Raw genomic sequence first — 20,443 nt, forward strand, 5'->3', positions numbered from 1 at the left:
CGGTTGCCGCATCAATGATCATTCGATGGGAGCACCGCACATGGCGACCCAGCAGGTTTCCGACGCCGAACTGGCCGCCCAGCCGGTCGGCTACTGGACCGGACTGGCCTACGAGTCCATCATCGCGTTCATCCGGGCCCGGCAGGCCGAGCTCGGCCTCACCCAGCCCCAGTTCTGGCTGCTGCGCCACCTGTCGAAGAACGATCTCTCGTCCGACGGCCGGGGCATGGCCGTCCCCGAGCTCGAGGAGGCCATGAAGTCCTACCTGAGGCGCGAGGACGACCTGGAGGCCGAGGCGAAGGCCCTGCTGGAGCGCGGCTGCCTCACCCGCGACGGCGAGGGCCGGTGGTGGATCACCGAAGCGGGAGAGCAGGCCCGCGTCGACCTCAAGCGGCACGCCCCGGAGATCCGCGCCCGCATCCACGAGGGCATCGACGACGCCGACTACGCCACCACCGTGAGAGTCCTCCAAAAAATGATCGACAACACCGGCGGCCCCGCGGCCTAGCGCGCCGGCCGCACGGCGGGAGGAGTGTCAGCCCCGGTCCGTAGAGTCCTCATCCGATCAAGGGCGCATGCCCGAACACCGGTGAGGAGCGGCATGGGAGCGAAGACGGCGTTGCTGGCATTCGCGGACGGGGACGTCCGTTCGGCGCTGGCCGGGGCGTCGGACCCCGACCGCGCCGCGACCGAACGCCTGGTCCGGCGGGTGCATCCGGGCTTCGCGGTCGAGGGGATCGCGGACGGCCGGCTCGATGACGCCTATCCGCCCGACGACGTCACCTTCGCCCTCGCGGCGGCCGGGGTGGACCTGGTCATCGACCGCAGGCTCGTGCTCGACCGCCCGTCGGAACTGCCAGAGCATCTCCGACGGCTGGGCGCGGGACGCCGGGTCGTCATGCACGGGATGCACTCGGTCGTCGACTGGCTCGCGTTCGCGATCTGGGAGGACGGGACGCTGGTGCGCTCGCTGAGCCTTTCCCCCGACAGCGGCATCATGGAGAACATCGGCGAACCGCTGGAGTTCGAGCGGCCGTACTGGGCGGGCGAACGCGCCGTGGAGCCGGATCCGACCTGGGACGACGAGGAGCCGTATGCGCTCCCGTTCCATCCGCTGGAGATGGGCGAGGACGCCCTGCGGTTCCTGTTCGGTTTCGTCATCGAAGGCCGTTGGGAGGACACCGACATCGACGCCGGGGCGGTCCCCGTGCACGGGTTCCGGGTGACCGATCCGACAGGACGCGAGCAGGCCGAACGTGAAGCCGCCTACGCCGATGCGGTCGCGAACATGGGCCCGCCCCGGTTCTTCCAGCTGGGCCCGAACGGACGCATGGAAGAGATCGGCATCGATGGCCTCTGAGCGGTCTCTTGTCAGGGTTGGAGGTCGGTCGCTCCCTTGCCGGTCGGGATGTCGAGGGGGACGGAGACCTGGTCGTGGGCGATCAGCCAGGTGTCGCCGGTCTTGCGGAAGCAGAAGGTGGCCCGGACCCACATGCCGCTCGTCGCCGTTCCGTTCCCCAGCGTGCCGCTGAGCCGGCCGAAGCCGTGGCCGAAGGCCACCTCGTCGCCCACGGTGAGCGTCAGGTCGCGGATCTCGTAGGACACGTCCTGGAAGAACGTGAACACGTTCGTCCAGTTCTTCAGCTTCGCCGCGATCCCCACGTGCTGGAGCGGCGGCTCGACGTCGAAGGACACGACGTCAGGCGCGTACACCTGCTCCAGGGCCTTCAGGTCCTTGGCGCGGATCCCTTCGACGATCTTGTCGATCTGCTCGCGGATCCTGGCTTCCTCGACCTCGTGCTGCGTAGGCATGACCACCCATCCCCGTTCGTCGTGGAGTTCGGCTTCTCATTGGTACGACGGAATGGAGGCCGGAAATGTGAGGTCGTGCGGCCCGGGAGGGGCGTCAGAAGAGGGTGCCCTCGTGCTCGATGCCGCGGAGGGCGTCGTAGTCGAGGGTGACGCAGGTGATGCCGCGGTCGGTGGCGAGGACGCGGGCCTGGGGCTTGATCTCCTGGGCCGCGAAGACGCCCCGGACGGGGGCCAGGTGCGGGTCGCGGTTCAGCAGCTCCAGGTAGCGGGTGAGCTGCTCGACGCCGTCGATCTCGCCTCGGCGTTTGATCTCGATCGCGACGGTGGCGCTGGCGGCGTCGCGGCAGAGGATGTCGACCGGGCCGATCGCGGTGGGGAACTCGCGGCGGATCAGGGTGTAGCCATCGCCGAGGGTGGTGATGTGCTCGGCGAGCAGTTCCTGCAGGTGCGCCTCGACACCGTCCTTCTGGAGGCCGGGGTCGATGCCCAGTTCGTGGCTGGTGTCGTGCAGGAACTCCTCGATGGTGAGGATGAGCCGCTCGCCCGACTTGCCGTGCGTGACCGTCCAGCGCGCGACGGCGCCGTTCTCCTCGTAGACCTCCTCGCGCAGCGAGCAGGGCGGGTTCATCCAGTTGAGGGGCTTGTAGGCGCGGTCGTCGGCGTGCACGCTCACGCTCCCGTCCGCCTTGATCAGGATCAGGCGGAGGGCCATCGGCAGGTGGGCGGTGAGCTTGCCGGCGTAGTCGACGCTGCAGCGGGCGATAACGAGACGCACGGTGCATCACCTTAGTGCGGCGTCCGGCCTGCTTTAGGCGAGACGGGCGTACCGGCGGCAGTCGTCGTGGTCGGTGGGCAGGCCCCACGCGTGGAGGATCTCCATGAGGTTGCCCCACCGCCAGCTCTCGGGCGGCAGTTCGGCGATCGTGCGGACGGTCCGCTGCTGCGCGGGGGTGAGGTCGGCGAACCGGGGGAGCGGGAGGGCCGGTGTGCGGAACGTCAGCCTCAGCGCCGCCTCCGCCATCGGGAACGACGCGTCGTCGGACGTTCGTGTCAGGCCGTCGAGGACGGCGTCGACCGCATCGGGCGGCACCTCGTCCAGCGCGGCCAGCGTCAGAGCCGAGTAGAGGCGCAGGTCGCCTTCCAGGAAGGCCATGTGGCCCTCGGGCGGGGACGCGCTGGAGGCCGCGAGTTCGGCGATGACGGGTGCGTCGGCGTCGCCCAGCCGGGCGAGCGCGGTCGCGGCGGCCCAGCGCGGCAGCGGCTCGGCGCCGGCCAGGTGCTCGCGGAACCGGGGGAGCAGCGCCCGGCCGTCCAGCAGTCCGGCGGCGACGAGCGCGTGCGCGATGACGTTCGCGTCCTGCTCGGATTGGAGCAGCGCCTCCAGATCGGGGAGCGTGGCCGTCGCCTCCTCGGGGAACCAGCCCGCCGTGTACGCGGCGGTGGCTCGCACCCCGGGGTCGTCGTCGCTGAGCAGTTTCCGGACGGTGGGCAGCCCGGCGCGAACGGCGTCGTAGGCGGCGAGTTCCGCCTCCGCGGAGCGCAATGCCCGCGCGAAGTCGAAGCGGTCCCGGTCTTCGGTCGCGCGCAGCCGCGCCGCCTCCTCGCGCCAGGCCCTGATGTCGACGCCGGACGGCAGGTGCGCCGCGTCGTACCCGATGGCCAGCGCGGCCGTCAGGTAGAGCGGCCCGGTGCGGTCGGGAGTGCCGGGATGGGACGCCAGGGCGAGCAGGAACGGGACCGCTGCGGCGGCCGCGCCGTATCGCCTTCCCTGATGGAAGATGTTGGTGAACAGCTCGCCCAACGCGGCGTCCCGTTCATCCTCGTCGGGAGAGGAAAGGGCGCGGAGAAGGTCGGGCACGTCCTCCGCCGAGCCGTAGGCGTGGTCGAGGCCCGCCCAGTCGATGCCGTCCAGCCCCGCCAGCGGTTCTGCCATGCCGCGATCATGCCAGCGGTACCGGGCTGTGGGCCCCTGAGCCCGCCTAAGGCCACTGACCGGGCGATATAAGGCGTCGTGCCGATGTGGGGGCGGGGACCTTAGCGCGAGTCTCTTGGATGTCGGGTCGTGCCGAGCGGCCCGGACCATTACGGAGGGGCCGTGTACCACCACGAGATCATGCAGTCGGTCATGAGCGAGCGGGCTCGCGCCCTGCGCGCGGAGGCCGGGGCCGCACGGGACGCCCGGCTGGCGCGGGTGGCCCGCGAGTACTGGGCCGAGTGCGCCGAGCGGCTCGCCGCCCGGTCGGCCGGACGGCGGCGCCACCACAACGCCGCCGCCGCGGGATGACGGAGGCCTCGGTCGGCCGGGGGCCGGCCGGGGCCGCGTTCATAGCGGAATGAAAACCTTTGTCAAGCCTGGAATTATCCCGGGGCCGTGTCTACCGTCGGCGTGTGGGTGTTCATCCTCCGTCTGCGAAAGGACCCCGCATGTCTCTCGACGTGACCCCGGAACTGCTGGAGACGGCGCAGAAGGGCGAGGTCGGCGACGCGGACTTCGTCGAGTGCATCAAGACCTCCCTCCCCTACGCATGGGACATGATCAGCGGCCTCGTCGCCCGGCTGCAGGTGGACGGCGGCGACTTCGCCGACAACCTCACGCCGCCCCCGGACGAGAAGGCGCGCGGCCAGCTCCTGCGCGTCCTCGCGAGCGACGCCATGCGCGGCGCGCTGGAGCGTTACTTCGGAGTGAGACTCGCGTTCCAGAACTGCCACCGCGTCGCGGTCTTCCCCACCGGCGACTCCAGCGCGTACCGGACGTTCGTCACGGCCCGCGAGCAGATCCTCAACCAGTCGCCCGAACTCCGCGACTGCTGACCCGCCCGACCGCCGCGGCGTGCCGACCCGTTCGGCACGCCGCGCGTTCATGTGACGGCGCGGAGCTTGGGGAGGACGTCGCGGCCCAGGCGGGTGATGTTCTCCAGGGTCGCGGCGCGTGACCCGGCGCCCTCCACCAGCAGGGTCAGGTGCCTGATGCCGGTCCGCGCCACGGTGGCGGCGAGAGAATTGACGCAGTCGTCTGGTGAGCCGACCGGATGGAGGTCGCACATCAGGCGCGTGTAGGCGACGGGGTCGCGGGACGGACGCGGACGGTCGTCCACGGCGACGTATCCCTCCAAGCCGGGGCCGAGCCAGCGCGGCATCCCGTCCATGAGGGCGGCGACGGCCTCGTCCCGCGTGTCGGCGACCTGGGCCACGTGGGTCGAGATGTGCGGGAGCGACGGGTCGCCGTGGCGGGCGACGGCGGCGGCCTTCTCCTCCGGCCCGACGTGCATGCCGAGGAGCATCGGCAGGCCGCGTTCCGCCGCCAGCGCCTCGGTCGCGGGCGACGTGCAGGCGACCGTCACCGGCGGCGGGACGGGCGCCCGCGGGACGACCGGCACCTCGCGGAAGGCGAAGTGCTCGCCCGCCCACGCGAGGCGGTCGGAGCGCAGCCACGCCAGCAGCAGGTCCAGGGATTCGGCGAAACCGTGCTCGTAGCGGGGGAGGCCCGTGCCGAACACCTCCAGGTCGCGCCACGGCCCGCCGCGCCCGACGCCCAGCCGGAAACGCCCGCCGGACAGCAGCGCCAGCATCGCGGCCTGCTCCGCCAGCGCGACCGGATGCTGGGTGGACAGCACGCTCACCGCCGTCCCGACGCTGATCCGGGTGGTGGCGGCCAGCAGATGACCCGCCAGCAGGACCGCGGACGGCACCACCCCGTACGACATGAAGTGGTGCTCGGCGAGCCACACGTCGTCGAACCCGGCGCGCTCGGCGGCGACGGCGGCCTCGACGGTGCGGGACAGGGCGGCGGCGTCGTCCTCGCCGGGGAAACGGGCGGACAGGAGGAAGATTCCGAGGCGCACGTCCCCGTCGTACCCGGCAGAGGCGACGGGCGACCGCTCTGCAAGACTGCCGTGCATGACTGGTGGTTCGTTCAACAGGGTCGGGGTCGTCGGACTGGGCACGATGGGCGCAGGGATCGCCGAGGTGCTGGCGCGCGGCGGCCTCGCGGTCGTCGGCATCGAGGTGAACCGGGAGGCGCTGGAGCGCGGGCGCGGCAACCTGGAGTCCTCCACCGGACGGGCCGTCAAGCGCGGCAAGCTCACCGAGGACGCCCAGCACGAGATCCTCGGCCGGATCACGCTGTCGACCGACTTCGCCGACCTCGGCGACTGCGACCTCGTCATCGAGGCCGTCCCCGAGCGGCTCGACCTGAAGCGCACGGTGTTCGCCGAGCTCGACCGCGTGTGCCGGGACGACGCCGTCCTCGCCACGAACACCTCCTCGCTTTCGGTCACGGACATCGCGGTCACCACCGGCCGTCCCACCAAGATCGTCGGGGTGCACTTCTTCAACCCGGCGCCGGTCATGAAGCTGGTGGAGGTCATCGGGACCGTCCTCACCGAGCCGGAGTCCGTCGCCCGGGTCGCCGACCTGGTCAAGGGCCTCGGCAAGACGCCGGTGACGATCGGGGACCGGGCCGGGTTCGTCGCCAACCGCCTGCTGTTCGGCTACCTGAACCAGGCCGCGGCCATGCTGGAGACCGGCCACGCCACCCGCGACGACATCGACGCGGCGATGAAGGCGGGCGCCGGCCTGCCGATGGGCCCGTTCACCCTGATGGACCTGATCGGCCTCGACACCTGCCTGGAGGTGCTGGAGGCGATCTTCGCCGAGTCCCGCGACCGCCGGCACGCCGCCTCGCCGCTGCTCCGCGAACTCGTCACCGCCGGGCTGCTCGGCCGCAAGACGGGCCGCGGCTTCTACACCTACGACAAGTCGGCACCGGCCGCGGAGGCGGCGCGGGAGCCGGGCGGCGCGGCGCCGACCGTGGGCGTCGTCGGCGTCGGCCCGCTCGCGGACGCGGTCGCCGCGCTGTGCGACCGGGCGGGCGCCCGGGTCGGCGACTCCGCCGCCGACCTCGCCGGGTGCGACCTGATCATCGAGGCGGCGGAGGACCCCGAGGCCGCGCGGGCGCTGCTGTCGGCCGCCGTCCAGGCCGCCAAGCCCGGCACGGTCATCGCCGTCACGTCGGTGGACGGTTCCGCGATCCGGCAGGCCATGGCCACCGGACGCCCGTCCGACGTCGTCGGGCTGCACCTACCCGACCCGGCCGGCGCCCTGGCAGAGATGTCGGCCACGGTCGCGACGGACCCCGACGTCGCCGACCGCGCCGCCGCCCTTCTCGGGCGCCTCGGTCTCACCGTCGCGCGCTGCCGCGACCGCGCCGGGTTCATAGTGGACGCCCTGCGCCTGCCCTACCTGAACGACGCCGCCGCCATGCTCGGCGCCGGATACGCCGACGCCGACTCGATCGACGCCGCGATGACCCTGGGCTGCGGCTACCCGACCGGCCCCGTCGCCGACCTCGACCGCATCGGCCCGGACCGCGCCGTCGCCGTCCTGCGCGCCCTGCACGCCGAGATCCGCGACCCGGCCCTCGCCCCGGCGCCGCTCCTCGTGGAGCACGCCACCGCGGGCAAGCCGCTGCGCTGACCCGACGGAGGGCTCCGTGGCGCCCCTCACGATCCGGGCGGCCCGTGCGGGGTGGCCGGGGTTCATATGCTTTAGGACATGAGCCCCCGGAAGAACCGCCGTGCCGAATCCGGACGCCCCGCGAGGGGCGGGGGCACGTCGTGGGCTCAGGAGACCGAGGAGGGACCGGACGGCGAGTGGATCGTCCGGTCCGTCTCCGGGGCCGGCGCGGTGAAGCCGTACCGCTGCCCGGGATGCGACCAGGAGATCCCGCCGGGCGTCGGCCACGTCGTCGCCTGGCGGGCGGGGGACGGCGGCGACGACCGGCGGCACTGGCACCGGCCCTGCTGGCAGGCCCGGACCCGCCGCTCGCCCCGCGTCCTGCGGTCGCGCAACGCCCCGCGCTACTGACGACCCGGAGTCCGGAGCGCGGCGGACACCACCCGGCCGAACGAGAGACGGAGAGAAGCGATGGCGGAGATCAGGGCGGCGACGGTGCTGCCGGCGCGGCGCGAGGAGATCACGCTGCACACGTCCGACGGCCTGGAGCTGGTCGGGGAGCTGGCGCTGCCGCCGGATCGGCCGCCGGTGGCGACACTGGTCTGCCTGCATCCGCTTCCCACGGCCGAGGGCATGATGGACAGCCACGTCCTGCGCAAGGCGTCCTTCCGGCTGCCCGCGCTCGCCGGCATCGCGGTCCTGCGGTTCAACACCCGGGGGACGACGTCGGCGCGCGGCACGAGCCAGGGCGAGTTCGGCGACGGCGAGACCGAGCGGTTCGACGTCGCGGCGGCGCTGGAGTACACCGAGTACCACGACCTGCCGCGGCCGTGGCTGCTCGGCTGGTCGTTCGGCACGGAGCTGGCGCTCAAGTGGGGGCGCGACCCGCTGGTCGAGGGCGCGATCCTGCTGTCGCCGCCGCTGAAGAGGGCCGGCGACGCCGACCTGGACGCGTGGGGCGCCGACGGGCGGCCCGTGGTGGCGCTGGTGCCGGAGTTCGACGACTACCTGCGCCCGGCGGAGGCGCGGGAGCGGTTCAAGCGCGTCCCGCAGGCCGAGGTGGTCGGGGTGGACAACGCCAAGCACCTCTGGGTGGGCGAGCCCTACGTCCGGATCGTGCTGAACGAGATCGTCAAGCGGGTGGCGCCGGCCGCCTGTCCGCTCCCCACCGAATGGACTGACCCGAATGGGAATGACTGAAAGGGATAAAAGGGACAGATAAACACATGCGGCCGATCGCGGCCACTCCGTCCCACGGGACGCGCCGGCGGGCGACCATTGCCCAATGACGGTGCAGCTGTACGCAAGGGACGTAGGGACCGGCACGCCGCTCGTGTTGCTGCACGCCTTCCCCCTGTCCTCGGCGATGTGGCTGGCCCAGCGCGAGGGCCTCGCCGGCCGGTTCCGGGTCATCACCCCCGACCTGCGCGGCTTCGGCGGCTCCCTGCTGGGCGACGAGGAGCCGTCCGTGGACGCGATGGCCGACGACGTCGCCCGCATGTGCCGCTCGCTCGGCGTCCGCCGGGCCGTCTTCGGCGGGCTGTCCATGGGCGGGTACGTGGCGATGGCGCTGTGCCGGCGGCACCCCGACCTCGTCCTCGGCCTCGTGCTGGCGGCCACCCGCGCCACCGCGGACACCGGTCCCGTCCGGGAGAACCGGCTCCGGCAGGCCGACGCCCTGGAAGAGGAGCGCAGCACCCGGGTCCTTGTGGACGAGGTGCTGCCCGGCCTCGTCGGCCCCACCACCTACCGGCAGCGGGCGCTGGTCTACGGGCGGGTCCGCGGCCTCGTCCAGGCGACGCCGCCGCAGGCCGCCGCATGGGCGCAGCGCGCCATGGCGGGACGGGCGGACTCCTTCGAGACGCTCCGCGCCCTGCGCGTCCCCGCCCTCGTGATGATCGGGGACGAGGACGCGCTGGCCACCGAGGACGAGGCCCGCGCCATGGCCGACGCGATGCCGAACGCCGAACTGCTGGTCGTCCCGCGCGCGGGGCACCTGTGCTCGGTGGAGCAGCCCGACCTGTTCAACCAGGCGGTGGCGGAGTTCGCCGCCGCCCTCGCCCGCACCGCGCGCTGAGCCCGGCCGGGCTCAGCGCGCGAGACCGTGCTTGCGAGGGCCTCGCAAGCAGGGCCGGATCAGGCCGGGGCCTACAGCGTCTCCTGGCGCGGCATGGCGACCTCGCGGATCAGCAGCGAGATCGCGGCCGCCGTGGGGATCGCCAGCAGCGCGCCGACGACGCCGAGCAGCGCCGCGCCGACCAGCGCCGCCACGATCGTGACCGCCGGCTGGACGTCCACGGTCCGCTTCATCACGCGCGGGTAGACGAGGTAGTTCTCCACCTGCTGGTAGACGACGTAGAAGATCGCGCACACGATGAGGTCGGTCGTGTTCCCGGTCAGGAACGCCACCAGGGAGACGACCACCGCGCCGATCGTGGCGCCGATGAGCGGGACCAGGTCGGTCACCGCGACGATCAGCGCCAGCGCGAGCGCGTACTTCACCCCGAGGATCGACAGGAAGACGTACGAGCACACGCCCGCGATGAGCGCGATCGTGAACTGTCCCGCGACGTAGCCGCCGATCCGGTCGAGGATCTCGTCGCCGAGCAGGGCGACGCGGGCTCTGCGGGAGCGCGGCGCGAGCTGGTAGAAGAACGTCTTGATCTGCGGCAGCGAGCTGAGGAAGTACAGCGTCAGGATCAGGATCGTGATCGTCTGGAAGATGCCGTTGATCGCGACCTTGCCGATGCCGGTGGCGGTGTCGGTGAGGCCCCTCTGGAAGCCGTCGCCGTTCACCGTCTTCTCGGCCCGTTCGAGCAGGCCGTAGCGCTTGTCCCACTCGGCGAGCCGCTTGTTGTCCTGCAACTGCTGGACGTACTCGGGGATGTTGTGCCGCAGCTCGGTGACCTGCTCGGACACCGGCTGGACGAGGGACGCGACGAACCCGGCGAAGAACAGGATCACGATCAGGAACACCGTGGCGACGGCGGCGCCGCGCGGCAGGCCGAACTTGCGGAGCCGCTCCACCGCCGGGTTGAGGCCGACCGCGAGGAACATCGCGACCACGATCATGACGAGCACCGACTTGGCGTTCGTCGCCGCCTTCACCAGCATCCAGGCCGTGATGACGCCGAGCGCCGCGGTGAACCCGAACACGAACGGGTGCGCGCGGCCGAGCGGCTGGCCGGGCCTGCCGAACGGGAACAGGTGGTCGACGCCCGCCTCGCGCTTGCGCTGCTCGACGTCGTGCGCCGGGTCGGGCGCACCGGGCTCGGGCGCGACCGGCTCGGTGGCCGACTGCGCGGCCGGGAGCGTGACGGGGCCGCCGGTCGCCGGGTCGCGTTCGCCCACGGGCTGCTCGATCTCCTCGGGTATCAGCGCACCACTCGGCGCGACGCTCTCGTCGTCGTCCGTCCCACCGGAGCCGACCTCACCGTCCCGCGCCTCTTCGTCCCGCGCCTCTTCGTCCCGCGCCTCTTCGTCCCGCGCCTCGCCGTTGCGGGGGTCGTCGGCGGGCGGCGCCGGAGCGGGGACCCGGCTGCCGGTCGCGGGCCGCCCCTCGCCGGGGGAGGGGTCGCGGCCGTCGTCGTGGGGGGTCTGGTCGGGCACGCCGCTCTCCTCTGTCCTGCGTCTACGGGTTTGAGACGACGGAAAGCCCGGAGGCGTTTCACCGCCTCCAGGCTTTCCCGTCATGCCCGACCGTCAGGTGGTCACTCCTGCCACCAGTCCTCGTCGTCGTCTTCGGACTTCTTGGCCTGTGCCGGCTTCGCGGGCGCGGCCTTGGCGGCCGGCTGCTGCTTGGGCTGGGCCTGCTGCGCCGGGGCCGGCTTCGGCTCGGCCGCCGGGATCGCGGCCTTCTCCGGGGGCGCGGCCAGCTCGGGCTCGGCGCCCATCGTCGGCGCGACGCCGCCGATGAGCTGGCGCAGCTGGTTGAGGTGGCTGGTGATGCTGTCGCGCTGCCGGGTGAGCTCGTCGACCTGGCGCTGCGCCGCCGTCCGCACGCGGTCGGCCTCGGACTTGGTCTCGGCGAGCAGCTGCTCGGCCTGGGCCTTGGCCTCGGCGATCACGTTGTCGGAGTTCTTGCGCGCGTTGGCCATGAGCTGCTTGGCGTGCGAGTCGGCCTCGCGCCGGGTCTGCTCGGCCTGCTGCGTCGCCTTCGCGGCGCGCTGCTCGGCGGACGCGGCGCGCTGCTCGGCCTCGGCGACGAGCTTCTGCGTCGCGGCCTGGGCGGCGGAGTGGCGCTCGGCGTCCTGCCGGTCGGCCTCCTCGCGGCGGGCGGCGAGCTGGATCTCGAACTCGGCCTCGGCCTGGGCGCGCTGGGCCTCGCTCTCCTCCAGGATGCGCTGGGCCTGGGCCCGCATCTCGTCGGCCTGCCGCTTGGCCGTGGTGAGGATCTCGTCGCGCTCGCGCTTGGTGGACGCACGCAGCTGCGCGACCTCGCGCTCGGTGGTGGTGCGCAGCTTGGCGATCTCGCGCTCGGCGGCGGCGCGCTTCTCGGCGACCTCGTGGTCGGCGGTGGCCCGCAGCTTGGCGACCTCGCGCTCGGTCGTGGAGGTCAGCTCGTCGGCCTCGCGGCGGGCGGAGGTGCGCACCTCCTCGGCCTCCCGCTCGGCCGCCTGCCGCATGTCGTCGCCCTCGCGCTGGGCGTTGGCGCGCAGCTCGGAGGCGTCGTTCTCGGCGGTGGCGCGCTGCTCGGCGGCGTCGACCTTGGCCGCGGCCTTGATCTCGTTCGCCTCGGAGCGGGCCGCCTGGACCAGCTCGGTCGCCTGCTCCTCGGCGAGCCGCAGCAGTTGCTCGATACGGGCGCCGAGGCCGGAGTAGGTCGGACGTTCCTGCTCCTGCAGCTGACGATGGGCGTCCGACAGCTCGCGCTGCAGGGCCTGGGTCTGCTCGCGGGTCTGCCGCACCTCGTTGTCGAGCTGCTTGATGTGCTCGTCGACCTGGTGCCGGTCGTAGCCGCGAAGCACCACGTCGAACTCGCGCGGGGGCGTGTCTTCAAAGAAGTTGCTGAGCTGGGCGTCGATGTCGGACTGCATGTGGCTCAATCCTGATGTGACGGGGCTACGGGTGGTTCCGGGGACCGGTTGATCGCCTGGCATGACGGACGCAGTGCCCCAGACCTCTTCCGGCGACTGAAGCGTACTCCGGACACTGCCGTGTTGGGGGCTCATCTTGACGCGCTGCGTGGAATGTCCTTTTTGTTCGCCCGTGTGGCATGCCCGTGTGAGCCCAGGTGTGGGGGTGCAAATGCACCAGATGTGTCCGAACAGTCACAGAGCGGCGGTCGGCGCCGTGCGGACCGTGACCGTGATACCGAACACGTCACGATCCTGGCCCGCCCGCGCCGTACCCCGCACCGGCAAGATCATTCGCCGTCCGGACGCTTCTGCACCAGCTCCGTCAGGACGCCGTGGCAGTCCTTCGGGTGCAAAAAGTTGATCAAGGATCCCATGGACCCGTTGCGCGGCGCGTCGTACAGCACCCGCACGCCCTTGCCGGCGATGCCCGCCGCCTCGTCGGCGACCGTCCCGTCCGTCCCGAACGCGATGTGGTGGACGCCCTCGCCGTTCTTCTCCATCCACTTGGCGACCGCCGAGTCCTCCCGGATCGGCTCGATGAGCTGCAGGTAGCTCGCCGCGCCGTCGCCCGTCTCGTTGATCTTGAGCATGCACTCCCGCACGCCCTGCTCCTCGTTCACCTCGAAGTGCGCGTCGGTGAAGCCGTAGGTGGCCTTGTAGAACTCGACGGTCGCGTCCAGATCGCGGCAGGCGATGCCGATGTGGTCGATACGGGTCAGCATGTGCTTTGTCCCTCCTCGGACGGCCAGGCGGGGGCGAACGGAACCGAACGCCGCTCCCGTGGGTATCGTGGCAAACGTCGCCGCAGCACCACCCTGGAGGCCCCCACATGAGCACCACGTCCGTGATCGTCGCCGGAGCGCGCACCCCCATCGGGCGCCTGATGGGCTCGCTGAAGGACTTCTCCGCGGCCGATCTCGGCGCCCACGCGATCAAGGCGGCGCTGGAGCGGGCCGGGGTGTCCGGCGACCAGGTCCAGTACGTGATCCTCGGCCAGGTCCTGCAGGCGGGCGCGGGTCAGATCCCGTCCCGCCAGGCGGCGGTCAAGGCGGGCATCCCGATGAGCGTCCCGTCCATCACGATCAACAAGGTCTGCCTGTCCGGGCTGGACGCGATCGCGCTGGCCGACCAGCTCATCCGGGCCGGCGAGTTCGACATCGTGGTGGCGGGCGGCATGGAGTCGATGACCCAGGCCCCGCACCTGCTGCCGAAGTCGCGCGGCGGCTACAAGTACGGCTCCGTCGAGGTCCTCGACCACATGGCCTACGACGCCCTCACCGACGCCTTCGACGGCGTCTCCATGGGCGAGTCCACCGAGGGCCACAACGCCAAGCTCGGCATCTCCCGCGAGGAGCAGGACGAGTTCTCCGCCCGCTCCCACCAGCGCGCCGCCGAGGCGATCAAGAACGGCGTCTTCGACGAGGAGATCGCCCCGGTCGAGATCCCGCAGCGGCGCGGCGAGCCCGTCGTGTTCGCCACCGACGAGGGCGTGCGCGGCGACACCACCGCCGAGAGCCTGGCCAGGCTGCGCCCCGCGTTCAGCAAGGAGGGGACGATCACCGCCGGGTCGTCCTCGCAGATCTCCGACGGCGCCGCCGCGGTCGTCGTGATGTCCAAGGCCAAGGCCGAGGAGCTCGGCCTCACCTGGCTCGCCGAGATCGGCGCGCACGGCAACGTCGCCGGGCCGGACAACTCGCTGCAGTCCCAGCCGTCCAACGCGATCAAGCACGCCCTCGGCAAGGAGGGCCGCACCGTCGACGACCTCGACCTCATCGAGATCAACGAGGCCTTCGCCTCGGTCGGCATCCAGTCGATGCGCGACCTCGGCGTCGGCCCCGAGAAGGTCAACGTCAACGGCGGCGCCATCGCGCTCGGCCACCCGGTCGGCATGTCCGGCGCCCGCATCGTCCTGCACCTGGCCTACGAGCTGAAGCGCCGCGGCGGCGGCACCGGCGCCGCCGGCCTCTGCGGCGGCGGCGGCCAGGGCGACGCTCTACTCATTCGTGTTCCGACCCGGTAGCTCGCCTGGCGGCTCGCTCCCGATCGGACCACGCGCGATCGCTGGCATCGCTCCGGCTCGCCTTGCGGCTCGCTTCGCGATCGGATTCTCGCAAGCTCGAATCCGCCTTCGGACGCGATCGCGACTCTTCAGGTTGTTGCGGGGTTGCGGTGGTGGCTGAGGTCGGTGCGCCTCATTGTGGTGCCGGGGTGATGGTCACCGATTTGAAGCCCAGGGCCTTGAGCATGTTCTCCAGCATCGACTTCGTGTTGGCGTCGGCGCGCTGCTTCAGGCCGCTCTGGGCGGCGGCCGTCTGGATCTTCTGGGACGCCAGGACGTAGAGCTGCTGCTGGTTGTTCGGGTTGCTGCTGAAGAAGTCGCCGAAGCGGTCGAAGACGCCGCGCTGGGTCGCGTAGACGTAGCTGTTCTTCGGGTCCAGGTTGGTCTTCTCCAACTGGGCGGGCGGGAGTGTGATCGTCGCCGCCGTCCGGTCCTCGTTGACCTTGATGGCGCCGGAGCCCAGCTTCGAGAAGTCCACGTAGGCGTCGACCGAGCCGTTGCCGACGAACAGGGTCCGCTTGCCGCGCAGCGAGGACGGCAGGAACTTGGCGTCCTTCTCCAGGTCCACGACGACCTGGAAGTTGCCGCTCGCCGCCTCGTAGCGGTGCAGGTCGCGGATCGACTTGAGCAGGACGGGGCCGCTGCGGTCCTTCGTCTCCTCCCCGAACGGGTTCAGCCAGTGGGGGAGGCCGTGCAGCGCCTGCTGGGCGACCAGGACGATCGCGACGGTGGCGACGATGATCGCGACCGGGGTGAGGAGGCCGCGCCGAGGGGGGCGGGAGCGGTCGGGGGACGCCTTGGCGGGCGTGCCCTTCTTCGCGTCGTTCTTCGTTTCCGAGCGAGCCATGTACCCGATGTTCCCGGCTGCGGCGTCCGCTACCTCATCCGGTGGGCTCGGGCTCGGGCCGGGACGGGTGCCGCAGGTCCGACTCGTGCGTCGCCAGCTCGACCTCTATGAGCGACTCGCTGCGGAGATGCGCCTCGTGCGCGGCTCGCCCGCCCCGCACGCCGAATAGCCGTTTGGTGACGACGATGTAGACGATGAGACCGATATTGAGCACCAGCGCGCCGATGCGCAGCGCGGTGACCTTCTCCACCAGCTCGTAGATCTCGATCGGCAGCCCGAAGCACGTCGCGACGACCGCGAAGTACTCGCCCCAGCGCTGCAGCAGCCACAGCCCGACCGCCTCGATCAGCTCGATCGCGCCGTAGACGACGAGGCCGACGGCGAGCCAGCGCAGCGTCCGCGCGTCCAGGTCGAACACGTGCCGGAGGGACGTGACGACCTTGGAGTGGTCGAGGTCCCAGCCGATCTGCTCGGCGAGCGGGCGCAGCAGCGGGATCTCCTTCTCGAAGATCCGCTCGATCGATCCGCGGCTGCCCGCGAACCGCCACACCCCGTACGCGGCGACCAGGACGATCAGGCCGCGGATGCCGCGCTCGACCGCGAAGAACCGCATGATGAAGGCGTCGCGCAGCTCCCGGCCGCGCTTGACCAGCGGCGCCCGGTCGGCCGGGCCCGCGCCGTGCGGCTCGCCGTGCACGTAGGTCCCGCAGCGCAGGCAGCGCCACGCGTCGCCGATGGGGGACGAGACGACGAGCCGCTCGCGCAGCCCCTCCTCGTCCGGCGCGTAGGTGATGTGTCCCTTGCGCGCGCAGGTCAGCAGGCTCCAGTCCACGCGGACACAGTAGAGGCCCGCCGGGCGTCGCACACGTCACGGTTTGCGCACGTTCACGGCTTGCGGTGTTCACGGTTCGCGCACGGCCGTGTGAGCGACGTCATATGCGGGGCGGAAACCGCGGACCGCGGGCGCGCCGTTGAGCGGGGCGTGGACATGATTCGTGCTTTCCGGTTCGTCTCCGTCGCCGAGGCGGTCTCGTTCCTCCTCCTGCTGCTGGTCGCGATGCCGCTGAAGTACGGGGCGGACGCGCCGGTCGGCGTGCAGCTGATGGGGCCGGTGCACGGAGTCCTCTTCATGGCCTACGTCGGTCTGGTCTTCCTCGTCCGCGAGCAGCTCGGCTGGGACCTCAAGCGCACGGTCCTCGCCCTGGGCGCGGCCGTCCTGCCCGTCGCCCCGTTCTTGGTGGAGCGCCACTGGACGCGCCCCGCCGCCGAGCCGGAGCCCGTCGGCCGGGGCGTCTGACCTCCTGCGTGACCGCGGCCGGGTGGGGGTCCTGCCGCGGTCACGCAGGACGGGTCGCCAGGACCCCGCGCCGGGGGCCCTCCGTGGAACGCGGCGTGCGGAAGTCGCGCGGGCCGAGCGCGCAGGCGCGGTACCGGGCGAAGTGCAGCCGCAGCCAGTCGCGGCGCCGCTGCTCGGTCCAGGACGCGAACCGGCGCGCCGTGCGCGTGTCGGTGACGGCCGGGGGCTCGTCGCCGAGGAGCCACGCGTCGACCAGTGCGCGGTAGCCCCCGCGGGAATCGCCTTCGGCCGTGCAGTACCGGGCGTCCTTGAGCCCGTCGCTGATCTGCCGGACGGCGCGGGCCGCGTATCCGGGGGAGAGGTCCTCGTCGAGGTGGACGCCGGCGACGCCGCCCACCACCGTGACGGGCTCCCAGGAGGGACGCTGCTCGACCTTCGTGAAGGCGCCGGGCGTGCCGTTCAGCCGCGCGGCGAGCGGGGTGGCCGCCTCCATCAGCGGGGCCAGCGCGTCCCGCAGGGCGGGGTGCACGCAGACGGTCAGGGGCCACCGCCGGCAAACCGGCTCCGCCCGGGCGGGCGCGACCGTTCCGCCGCCGGAGTCGTGCAGGCCGAGGGAGGCCGAGACGGTCGCGGCCAGCGCCACCGCCAGCGGCAGGACGAGCAGGAGCCGGCGCGTCGCCCACATCACGTAGCCGAGGATCAGCGCGGCGGTCAGCCCCGTGGTCCACAGGATCTGGTCGGCGAACACCTCGGGGCGCAAAGCGGTGAAAAGCCGGATGCGGGGGAGCGCGGCGGGGGGCAGGAGGCTCCACCAGGACATGCCGGGGATGCGCAGGGCGGCCCACAGGGACGTGGCGGCGAGCACGAGGGCCGCCGTGGCGCGGTGCGGCGCGACGCGTCCGGTCAGGTAGCCCACGACGACGTGCAGGACGAGCGCGCCCGCGCCCGACAGCACGCCGAGCGGCTGGGGCTGCCCGGCGTGCGCGTGCACGAGGGTGACGGTGACGGCCACGGCGGTGACCACGACGTAGGAGACCAGGGCGGCGGACGAGAGCAGCAGCAGGTCGAACAGCGCACCGGTCGCGGGAGATCGGGCGGTGAGGTCGCGCAGGTAGTCGAGCGGACGTTCCCGGACGGCCGTCCAAGCCGCCAGCCCCGCGGCGGCGGGGCCCAGGAAGCGGACGGCGTTGACCAGCGCGACGACGGTGTTGTCCCAGTACGCGACGGGCGGGGAGAGCGACAGGCACGCCGCCGCCGTCCCGAGCCCGGTGAGGACCGGCACGGCGACGAGCAGCGCCGTGCGGCGGGCGTCCAGCCGGAGCACCCGCCCGAGGTCAGACACCGGTGGCGCTCTCGGCGGGCGACCGCCCCGCCCGCGCCTTCGTCAGGGGCGGCAGGGCCCGGGGCGGCAGGGGCAGGGTCGGCAGGGAGAAGGGCGGCAGCGTCAGGTGCGGCAGGCTCAGCTGCGGCAGGGACACCTGCCGCATCGTGCGCAGGGAGGGACGCCGCCGGGCCATCGCGTCGACCGCCTGCGGCGTGAGGGCGTCCCGCGCGCCCGGGGCGCCCACCCGGTCGGCGGCCCCCCGTCGCTCGGGGGCGCCCCGTCGTTCGGAGGCACCGCGCCGGTCGGCGGCGGTGCGGCCGCGGCGGGCGGTGGCCGACTGCGCGGGCTGCTCGCTGAGCCGGCCGCGGGCGAGCGTGAAGAGGCGGTCGCACCAGCCGGTGAGCGTCTCGGTGGCGTCGGCGGTGACGACCACGGCGGGCGCCAGCGAGCGCAGCACCGGGATCAGCTCGGCCATGGCCGTGGTCAGCGTCTGCCGGCCGGGCCCGGCGGCGCCGGTGGGCCACGGTTCGGCGGCGGCGCACAGCTCGCCGAAGGGGTCGTCGAGCAGGACGAGGCCGGGCTCGTGGACGCAGGCGGCGGCCAGCCCGGCGCGCAGCCGGACCTCCGGCGGCAGCAGCGCCAGCTCCGTCCCGGCGGCGTCGGTCAGGTCGAAGCGGCGGAGCATGCTCTGCGCGGCGGACGCGCTCGTCCGCTTGTAGTACGCGGCGTAGGCGACGAACTCTCCGGCCGTCATGCCCTCGGCCTGCGAGAACCGGGCGGGCAGGTATCCGATCCCGGCACGGGCGGCCCGCTGCCCCGCGGCGTTCGTTATGTCGTGCCCGAGAATGTGCAGCGCGCCGGCGTTCGGCCTGCGCAAGGTCGCGAACGTGGCCAGCAGAGTGGATTTACCGGCACCAGGTGGACCGGCAAGGCCGACCACGCCTTCGGGCACGCCGAAGGTCACCGGGCGCAGGAGCCACCGCCCCCCGCGGCGGACACCCATTCCTCGGGCCACGATCACGGAATGCTCCGCGATCACAAGTTTTCCCCCCGTTGTTCGTCATGCGGTCGCGGCGGCCGGACGGCACCCCCGCCGCCCCGGTGGCCTCGGGTCCCCCAACCCGCCACGCGGCGCGCCCGCGGGCCGGGGCCGCCCCCCGGCGGCGCCGGCCCGGTCGCTTTTGCCGGGCCGCAATGCATCGACATCGTGACTATAACCGGGCTTGGTGATGGCTGTCAGCAATCTTATTGCCTTTACGGCAGGACGCCTGAAGTCTTTGCCCGGGGCGCCCGGGGAAGGAAATCGAAGAAGGCGAGCAATTCTCTTATTGCGCCATTTATGCGGACACACTGGGCGTCCGTCGCGGGGCCCGCGCTCCGCTGGGAGCGTACGGACGTACGGCCGGGCGCGGTCATGGGGCAGGATGGACCCATGCCTTCTCGGGACTTTTCGTTGCACGGGGCCATCGACCTGGGAGCGCGCCAGGCCGCGGCAAGGAAGCAGCAGGAACGCCGGGCCCAGTCCGGCGGCGCGGCCGGCGGCGCGGCGCCCGCCGCGGGCGCGCCCGGCGGCCCCTACGTCGTGGACGTCACCGACCAGACCTTCAACACCGAGGTCGTGGAGCGGTCGCAGTCCGTCCCCATCCTGGTGGACTTCTGGGCCGAGTGGTGCGGTCCGTGCAAGCAGCTCGGCCCGATCCTGGAGAAGCTCGCCACCGAGGCGGCCGGCAAGTGGATCCTGGCCAAGGTCGACATCGACGCGAACCCGCAGCTCGGCGCCTACATGCAGCAGATGGGCGTGCGCGGCATCCCGTTCGTCGCGGCGGTCGTCGCCGGGCAGCTGCTGCCGTTCCTGAACGGCGCCGCGCCCGAGCCGCAGGTCCGCCAGGCCATCGACCAGCTCTTCGAGGCGCTGCGCAGCGAGGGCATCCTGCCGGACGCCCCCGCGGGCGAGCAGCCGGCCGCCGGCGCGGCGGCCCCTGCGGCCGACCCGGTGTACTCCGAGGCCGAGGAGGCCCTGCAGCGCGGCGACCTGGACGCGGCCAAGGGCGCGTTCGAGCGGGTCCTCGCCGCCGACCCGAGGGACGACCAGGCCAAGCAGGGCCTCGCCCTGGTCGAGCTGAGCCTGCGGGTGCGGTCGCTCGACGCCGAGCGCGCGCTCCAGGAGGCGGCCGAGAAGCCCGGCGACGTCCAGGCGCAGATCAGCGCGTCCGACGTGGAGATGGTGTCCGGGCGCATCGACGACGCCTTCGACCGGCTGGTGGGCGCGGTGCGGCGCAGCGCGGGCGACGACCGCGACGCGGTGCGCAAGCACCTGCTGTCGCTGTTCGAGCTGCTGCCGCCGGACGACCCGCGCGTCGGCAAGGCCCGCCGCGGCCTCCAGTCAGCCCTGTTCTGAGCCGGACCCCCGCGCCCGTGCCGCGAAGCCCGTGCTCCGAACCGGGGTTCCGAGCACGGGCGTCCGGGCCGAGCGGGCCCCCCGAACGCGATGTTGAGCGTATGCTCGATGGCGATGACCGCGCCCGTGCGGCCCACATGAAGCACTTCCACGGGTGAAGCACTTCTACGGGGT

22 protein-coding genes are annotated in these 20,443 nt (G+C 72.5%); 11 read left to right on the forward strand and 11 right to left on the reverse strand.

Annotated features, from left to right (window positions below; translation table 11 throughout):
- The first annotated feature begins 25 nt into the window (after positions 1 to 25).
- Both K4S16_RS14560 and K4S16_RS14565 read left to right on the forward strand, forming a co-directional pair.
- The gene (locus K4S16_RS14560) at positions 26 to 508 is read left to right on the forward strand and encodes a MarR family winged helix-turn-helix transcriptional regulator (protein WP_235036790.1); all 483 of its coding nucleotides are present in this window, start codon (positions 26 to 28) and stop codon (positions 506 to 508) included.
- Positions 509 to 601: 93 nt separating this feature from the next.
- Positions 602 to 1,360, forward strand: coding sequence for a DUF6928 family protein (locus K4S16_RS14565; RefSeq protein WP_149259424.1), 759 nt, complete (start codon positions 602 to 604; stop codon positions 1,358 to 1,360).
- Between the two features lie 11 nt (positions 1,361 to 1,371).
- Here the strand turns inward: K4S16_RS14565 and K4S16_RS14570 are convergent, their stop codons facing one another.
- The 3 genes from K4S16_RS14570 to K4S16_RS14580 form a co-directional block, all read right to left on the reverse strand.
- Positions 1,372 to 1,812 (reverse strand): nuclear transport factor 2 family protein, encoded by a 441-nt coding sequence (locus K4S16_RS14570; RefSeq protein ID WP_149259425.1) that lies wholly within the window; start codon positions 1,810 to 1,812, stop codon positions 1,372 to 1,374.
- A gap of 94 nt (positions 1,813 to 1,906) precedes the next feature.
- Complete coding sequence (gene nucS / locus K4S16_RS14575; protein WP_149259426.1) at positions 1,907 to 2,587, reverse strand: endonuclease NucS; 681 nt, start codon at positions 2,585 to 2,587, stop codon at positions 1,907 to 1,909.
- A 33-nt stretch (positions 2,588 to 2,620) separates the two neighbouring features.
- On the reverse strand, positions 2,621 to 3,745 hold the full coding sequence (locus tag K4S16_RS14580; RefSeq protein ID WP_149259427.1) for a HEAT repeat domain-containing protein: 1,125 nt from the start codon (positions 3,743 to 3,745) through the stop codon (positions 2,621 to 2,623).
- Between the two features lie 162 nt (positions 3,746 to 3,907).
- Here K4S16_RS14580 and K4S16_RS14585 point away from each other — a divergent pair, with 162 nt between their 5' ends.
- Both K4S16_RS14585 and K4S16_RS14590 read left to right on the forward strand, forming a co-directional pair.
- Positions 3,908 to 4,096, forward strand: a complete 189-nt coding sequence (locus K4S16_RS14585) for a hypothetical protein (protein ID WP_149259428.1) — start codon at positions 3,908 to 3,910, stop codon at positions 4,094 to 4,096.
- A 140-nt stretch (positions 4,097 to 4,236) separates the two neighbouring features.
- Positions 4,237 to 4,623 carry an SCO5389 family protein gene (locus K4S16_RS14590; protein ID WP_149259429.1) on the forward strand — a complete coding sequence of 129 codons (387 nt, stop codon included), beginning with the start codon at positions 4,237 to 4,239 and terminating at the stop codon, positions 4,621 to 4,623.
- A gap of 47 nt (positions 4,624 to 4,670) precedes the next feature.
- On the opposite strand, the gene K4S16_RS14595 is transcribed toward K4S16_RS14590, so the two are convergent.
- Positions 4,671 to 5,654 carry an LLM class flavin-dependent oxidoreductase gene (locus K4S16_RS14595; RefSeq protein ID WP_149259430.1) on the reverse strand — a complete coding sequence of 328 codons (984 nt, stop codon included), beginning with the start codon at positions 5,652 to 5,654 and terminating at the stop codon, positions 4,671 to 4,673.
- Positions 5,655 to 5,709: 55 nt separating this feature from the next.
- Between K4S16_RS14595 and K4S16_RS14600 the strand changes: the two genes are divergently transcribed.
- From K4S16_RS14600 to K4S16_RS14615, 4 genes are all read left to right on the forward strand, one after another.
- Positions 5,710 to 7,287, forward strand: a complete 1,578-nt coding sequence (locus K4S16_RS14600; protein WP_149259431.1) for a 3-hydroxyacyl-CoA dehydrogenase family protein — start codon at positions 5,710 to 5,712, stop codon at positions 7,285 to 7,287.
- Between the two features lie 78 nt (positions 7,288 to 7,365).
- Entirely contained in the window at positions 7,366 to 7,677 is a 312-nt protein-coding gene (locus K4S16_RS14605) for an ATP/GTP-binding protein (protein WP_149259432.1), read from the forward strand.
- Between the two features lie 60 nt (positions 7,678 to 7,737).
- Positions 7,738 to 8,466: an alpha/beta hydrolase gene (locus K4S16_RS14610; RefSeq protein WP_149259433.1), complete on the forward strand. Its 729-nt coding sequence runs from the start codon at positions 7,738 to 7,740 to the stop codon at positions 8,464 to 8,466.
- An 85-nt stretch (positions 8,467 to 8,551) separates the two neighbouring features.
- Positions 8,552 to 9,343, forward strand: coding sequence for an alpha/beta fold hydrolase (locus K4S16_RS14615; protein WP_149259434.1), 792 nt, complete (start codon positions 8,552 to 8,554; stop codon positions 9,341 to 9,343).
- A 71-nt stretch (positions 9,344 to 9,414) separates the two neighbouring features.
- Here K4S16_RS14615 and K4S16_RS14620 read toward each other — a convergent pair whose 3' ends face one another.
- The 3 genes from K4S16_RS14620 to mce all read right to left on the reverse strand — a co-directional run bounded on the left by K4S16_RS14620 (position 9,415) and on the right by mce (position 13,066).
- Entirely contained in the window at positions 9,415 to 10,875 is a 1,461-nt protein-coding gene (locus K4S16_RS14620) for an AI-2E family transporter (protein WP_235036791.1), read from the reverse strand.
- Between the two features lie 101 nt (positions 10,876 to 10,976).
- The gene (locus K4S16_RS14625) at positions 10,977 to 12,302 is read right to left on the reverse strand and encodes a DivIVA domain-containing protein (protein WP_149259435.1); all 1,326 of its coding nucleotides are present in this window, start codon (positions 12,300 to 12,302) and stop codon (positions 10,977 to 10,979) included.
- 329 nt (positions 12,303 to 12,631) lie between these two features.
- A complete protein-coding gene (mce, locus tag K4S16_RS14630) occupies positions 12,632 to 13,066 on the reverse strand; it encodes a methylmalonyl-CoA epimerase (protein ID WP_149259436.1) in 435 nt (144 codons plus the stop codon).
- Between the two features lie 107 nt (positions 13,067 to 13,173).
- Here mce and K4S16_RS14635 point away from each other — a divergent pair, with 107 nt between their 5' ends.
- Complete coding sequence (locus K4S16_RS14635) at positions 13,174 to 14,364, forward strand: acetyl-CoA C-acetyltransferase (protein WP_149259437.1); 1,191 nt, start codon at positions 13,174 to 13,176, stop codon at positions 14,362 to 14,364.
- 172 nt (positions 14,365 to 14,536) lie between these two features.
- On the opposite strand, the gene K4S16_RS14640 is transcribed toward K4S16_RS14635, so the two are convergent.
- Both K4S16_RS14640 and K4S16_RS14645 read right to left on the reverse strand, forming a co-directional pair.
- Complete coding sequence (locus K4S16_RS14640) at positions 14,537 to 15,250, reverse strand: DUF4230 domain-containing protein (protein WP_149259438.1); 714 nt, start codon at positions 15,248 to 15,250, stop codon at positions 14,537 to 14,539.
- A gap of 34 nt (positions 15,251 to 15,284) precedes the next feature.
- Positions 15,285 to 16,082: a DUF2127 domain-containing protein gene (locus tag K4S16_RS14645; protein WP_149259439.1), complete on the reverse strand. Its 798-nt coding sequence runs from the start codon at positions 16,080 to 16,082 to the stop codon at positions 15,285 to 15,287.
- A gap of 156 nt (positions 16,083 to 16,238) precedes the next feature.
- On the opposite strand from K4S16_RS14645, the gene K4S16_RS14650 reads away from it, so the two are divergent.
- Positions 16,239 to 16,547, forward strand: coding sequence for a DUF3817 domain-containing protein (locus K4S16_RS14650; protein WP_149259440.1), 309 nt, complete (start codon positions 16,239 to 16,241; stop codon positions 16,545 to 16,547).
- A 40-nt stretch (positions 16,548 to 16,587) separates the two neighbouring features.
- On the opposite strand, the gene K4S16_RS14655 is transcribed toward K4S16_RS14650, so the two are convergent.
- Together K4S16_RS14655 and K4S16_RS14660 are read right to left on the reverse strand one after the other, a co-directional pair.
- Positions 16,588 to 17,889: a hypothetical protein gene (locus K4S16_RS14655; protein WP_149259441.1), complete on the reverse strand. Its 1,302-nt coding sequence runs from the start codon at positions 17,887 to 17,889 to the stop codon at positions 16,588 to 16,590.
- Complete coding sequence (locus tag K4S16_RS14660) at positions 17,882 to 18,874, reverse strand: ATP-binding cassette domain-containing protein (protein WP_235036817.1); 993 nt, start codon at positions 18,872 to 18,874, stop codon at positions 17,882 to 17,884. Before K4S16_RS14660 ends, K4S16_RS14655 begins: the two co-directional genes overlap by 8 nt.
- A gap of 429 nt (positions 18,875 to 19,303) precedes the next feature.
- On the opposite strand from K4S16_RS14660, the gene K4S16_RS14665 reads away from it, so the two are divergent.
- Positions 19,304 to 20,269 carry a tetratricopeptide repeat protein gene (locus K4S16_RS14665; RefSeq protein ID WP_235036792.1) on the forward strand — a complete coding sequence of 322 codons (966 nt, stop codon included), beginning with the start codon at positions 19,304 to 19,306 and terminating at the stop codon, positions 20,267 to 20,269.
- The last annotated feature ends 174 nt before the right edge of the window (positions 20,270 to 20,443 follow it).

It is taken from the genome of Actinomadura sp. K4S16 (assembly GCF_008327685.1).
Taxonomy (GTDB): domain Bacteria; phylum Actinomycetota; class Actinomycetes; order Streptosporangiales; family Streptosporangiaceae; genus Spirillospora.

Coding starts and splice junctions, on each gene's coding strand:
- K4S16_RS14560 (WP_235036790.1), top strand. CDS start 26: ATGGGAGCACCGCACATGGCGACCCAGCAGGTTTCCGACGCCGAACTG.
- K4S16_RS14565 (WP_149259424.1), top strand. CDS start 602: ATGGGAGCGAAGACGGCGTTGCTGGCATTCGCGGACGGGGACGTCCGT.
- K4S16_RS14570 (WP_149259425.1), bottom strand. CDS start 1,812: ATGCCTACGCAGCACGAGGTCGAGGAAGCCAGGATCCGCGAGCAGATC.
- K4S16_RS14580 (WP_149259427.1), bottom strand. CDS start 3,745: ATGGCAGAACCGCTGGCGGGGCTGGACGGCATCGACTGGGCGGGCCTC.
- K4S16_RS14590 (WP_149259429.1), top strand. CDS start 4,237: ATGTCTCTCGACGTGACCCCGGAACTGCTGGAGACGGCGCAGAAGGGC.
- K4S16_RS14600 (WP_149259431.1), top strand. CDS start 5,710: ATGACTGGTGGTTCGTTCAACAGGGTCGGGGTCGTCGGACTGGGCACG.
- K4S16_RS14605 (WP_149259432.1), top strand. CDS start 7,366: ATGAGCCCCCGGAAGAACCGCCGTGCCGAATCCGGACGCCCCGCGAGG.
- K4S16_RS14610 (WP_149259433.1), top strand. CDS start 7,738: ATGGCGGAGATCAGGGCGGCGACGGTGCTGCCGGCGCGGCGCGAGGAG.
- K4S16_RS14615 (WP_149259434.1), top strand. CDS start 8,552: ATGACGGTGCAGCTGTACGCAAGGGACGTAGGGACCGGCACGCCGCTC.
- K4S16_RS14625 (WP_149259435.1), bottom strand. CDS start 12,302: ATGCAGTCCGACATCGACGCCCAGCTCAGCAACTTCTTTGAAGACACG.
- mce (WP_149259436.1), bottom strand. CDS start 13,066: ATGCTGACCCGTATCGACCACATCGGCATCGCCTGCCGCGATCTGGAC.
- K4S16_RS14635 (WP_149259437.1), top strand. CDS start 13,174: ATGAGCACCACGTCCGTGATCGTCGCCGGAGCGCGCACCCCCATCGGG.
- K4S16_RS14640 (WP_149259438.1), bottom strand. CDS start 15,250: ATGGCTCGCTCGGAAACGAAGAACGACGCGAAGAAGGGCACGCCCGCC.
- K4S16_RS14650 (WP_149259440.1), top strand. CDS start 16,239: ATGATTCGTGCTTTCCGGTTCGTCTCCGTCGCCGAGGCGGTCTCGTTC.
- K4S16_RS14660 (WP_235036817.1), bottom strand. CDS start 18,874: ATGGGTGTCCGCCGCGGGGGGCGGTGGCTCCTGCGCCCGGTGACCTTC.
- K4S16_RS14665 (WP_235036792.1), top strand. CDS start 19,304: ATGCCTTCTCGGGACTTTTCGTTGCACGGGGCCATCGACCTGGGAGCG.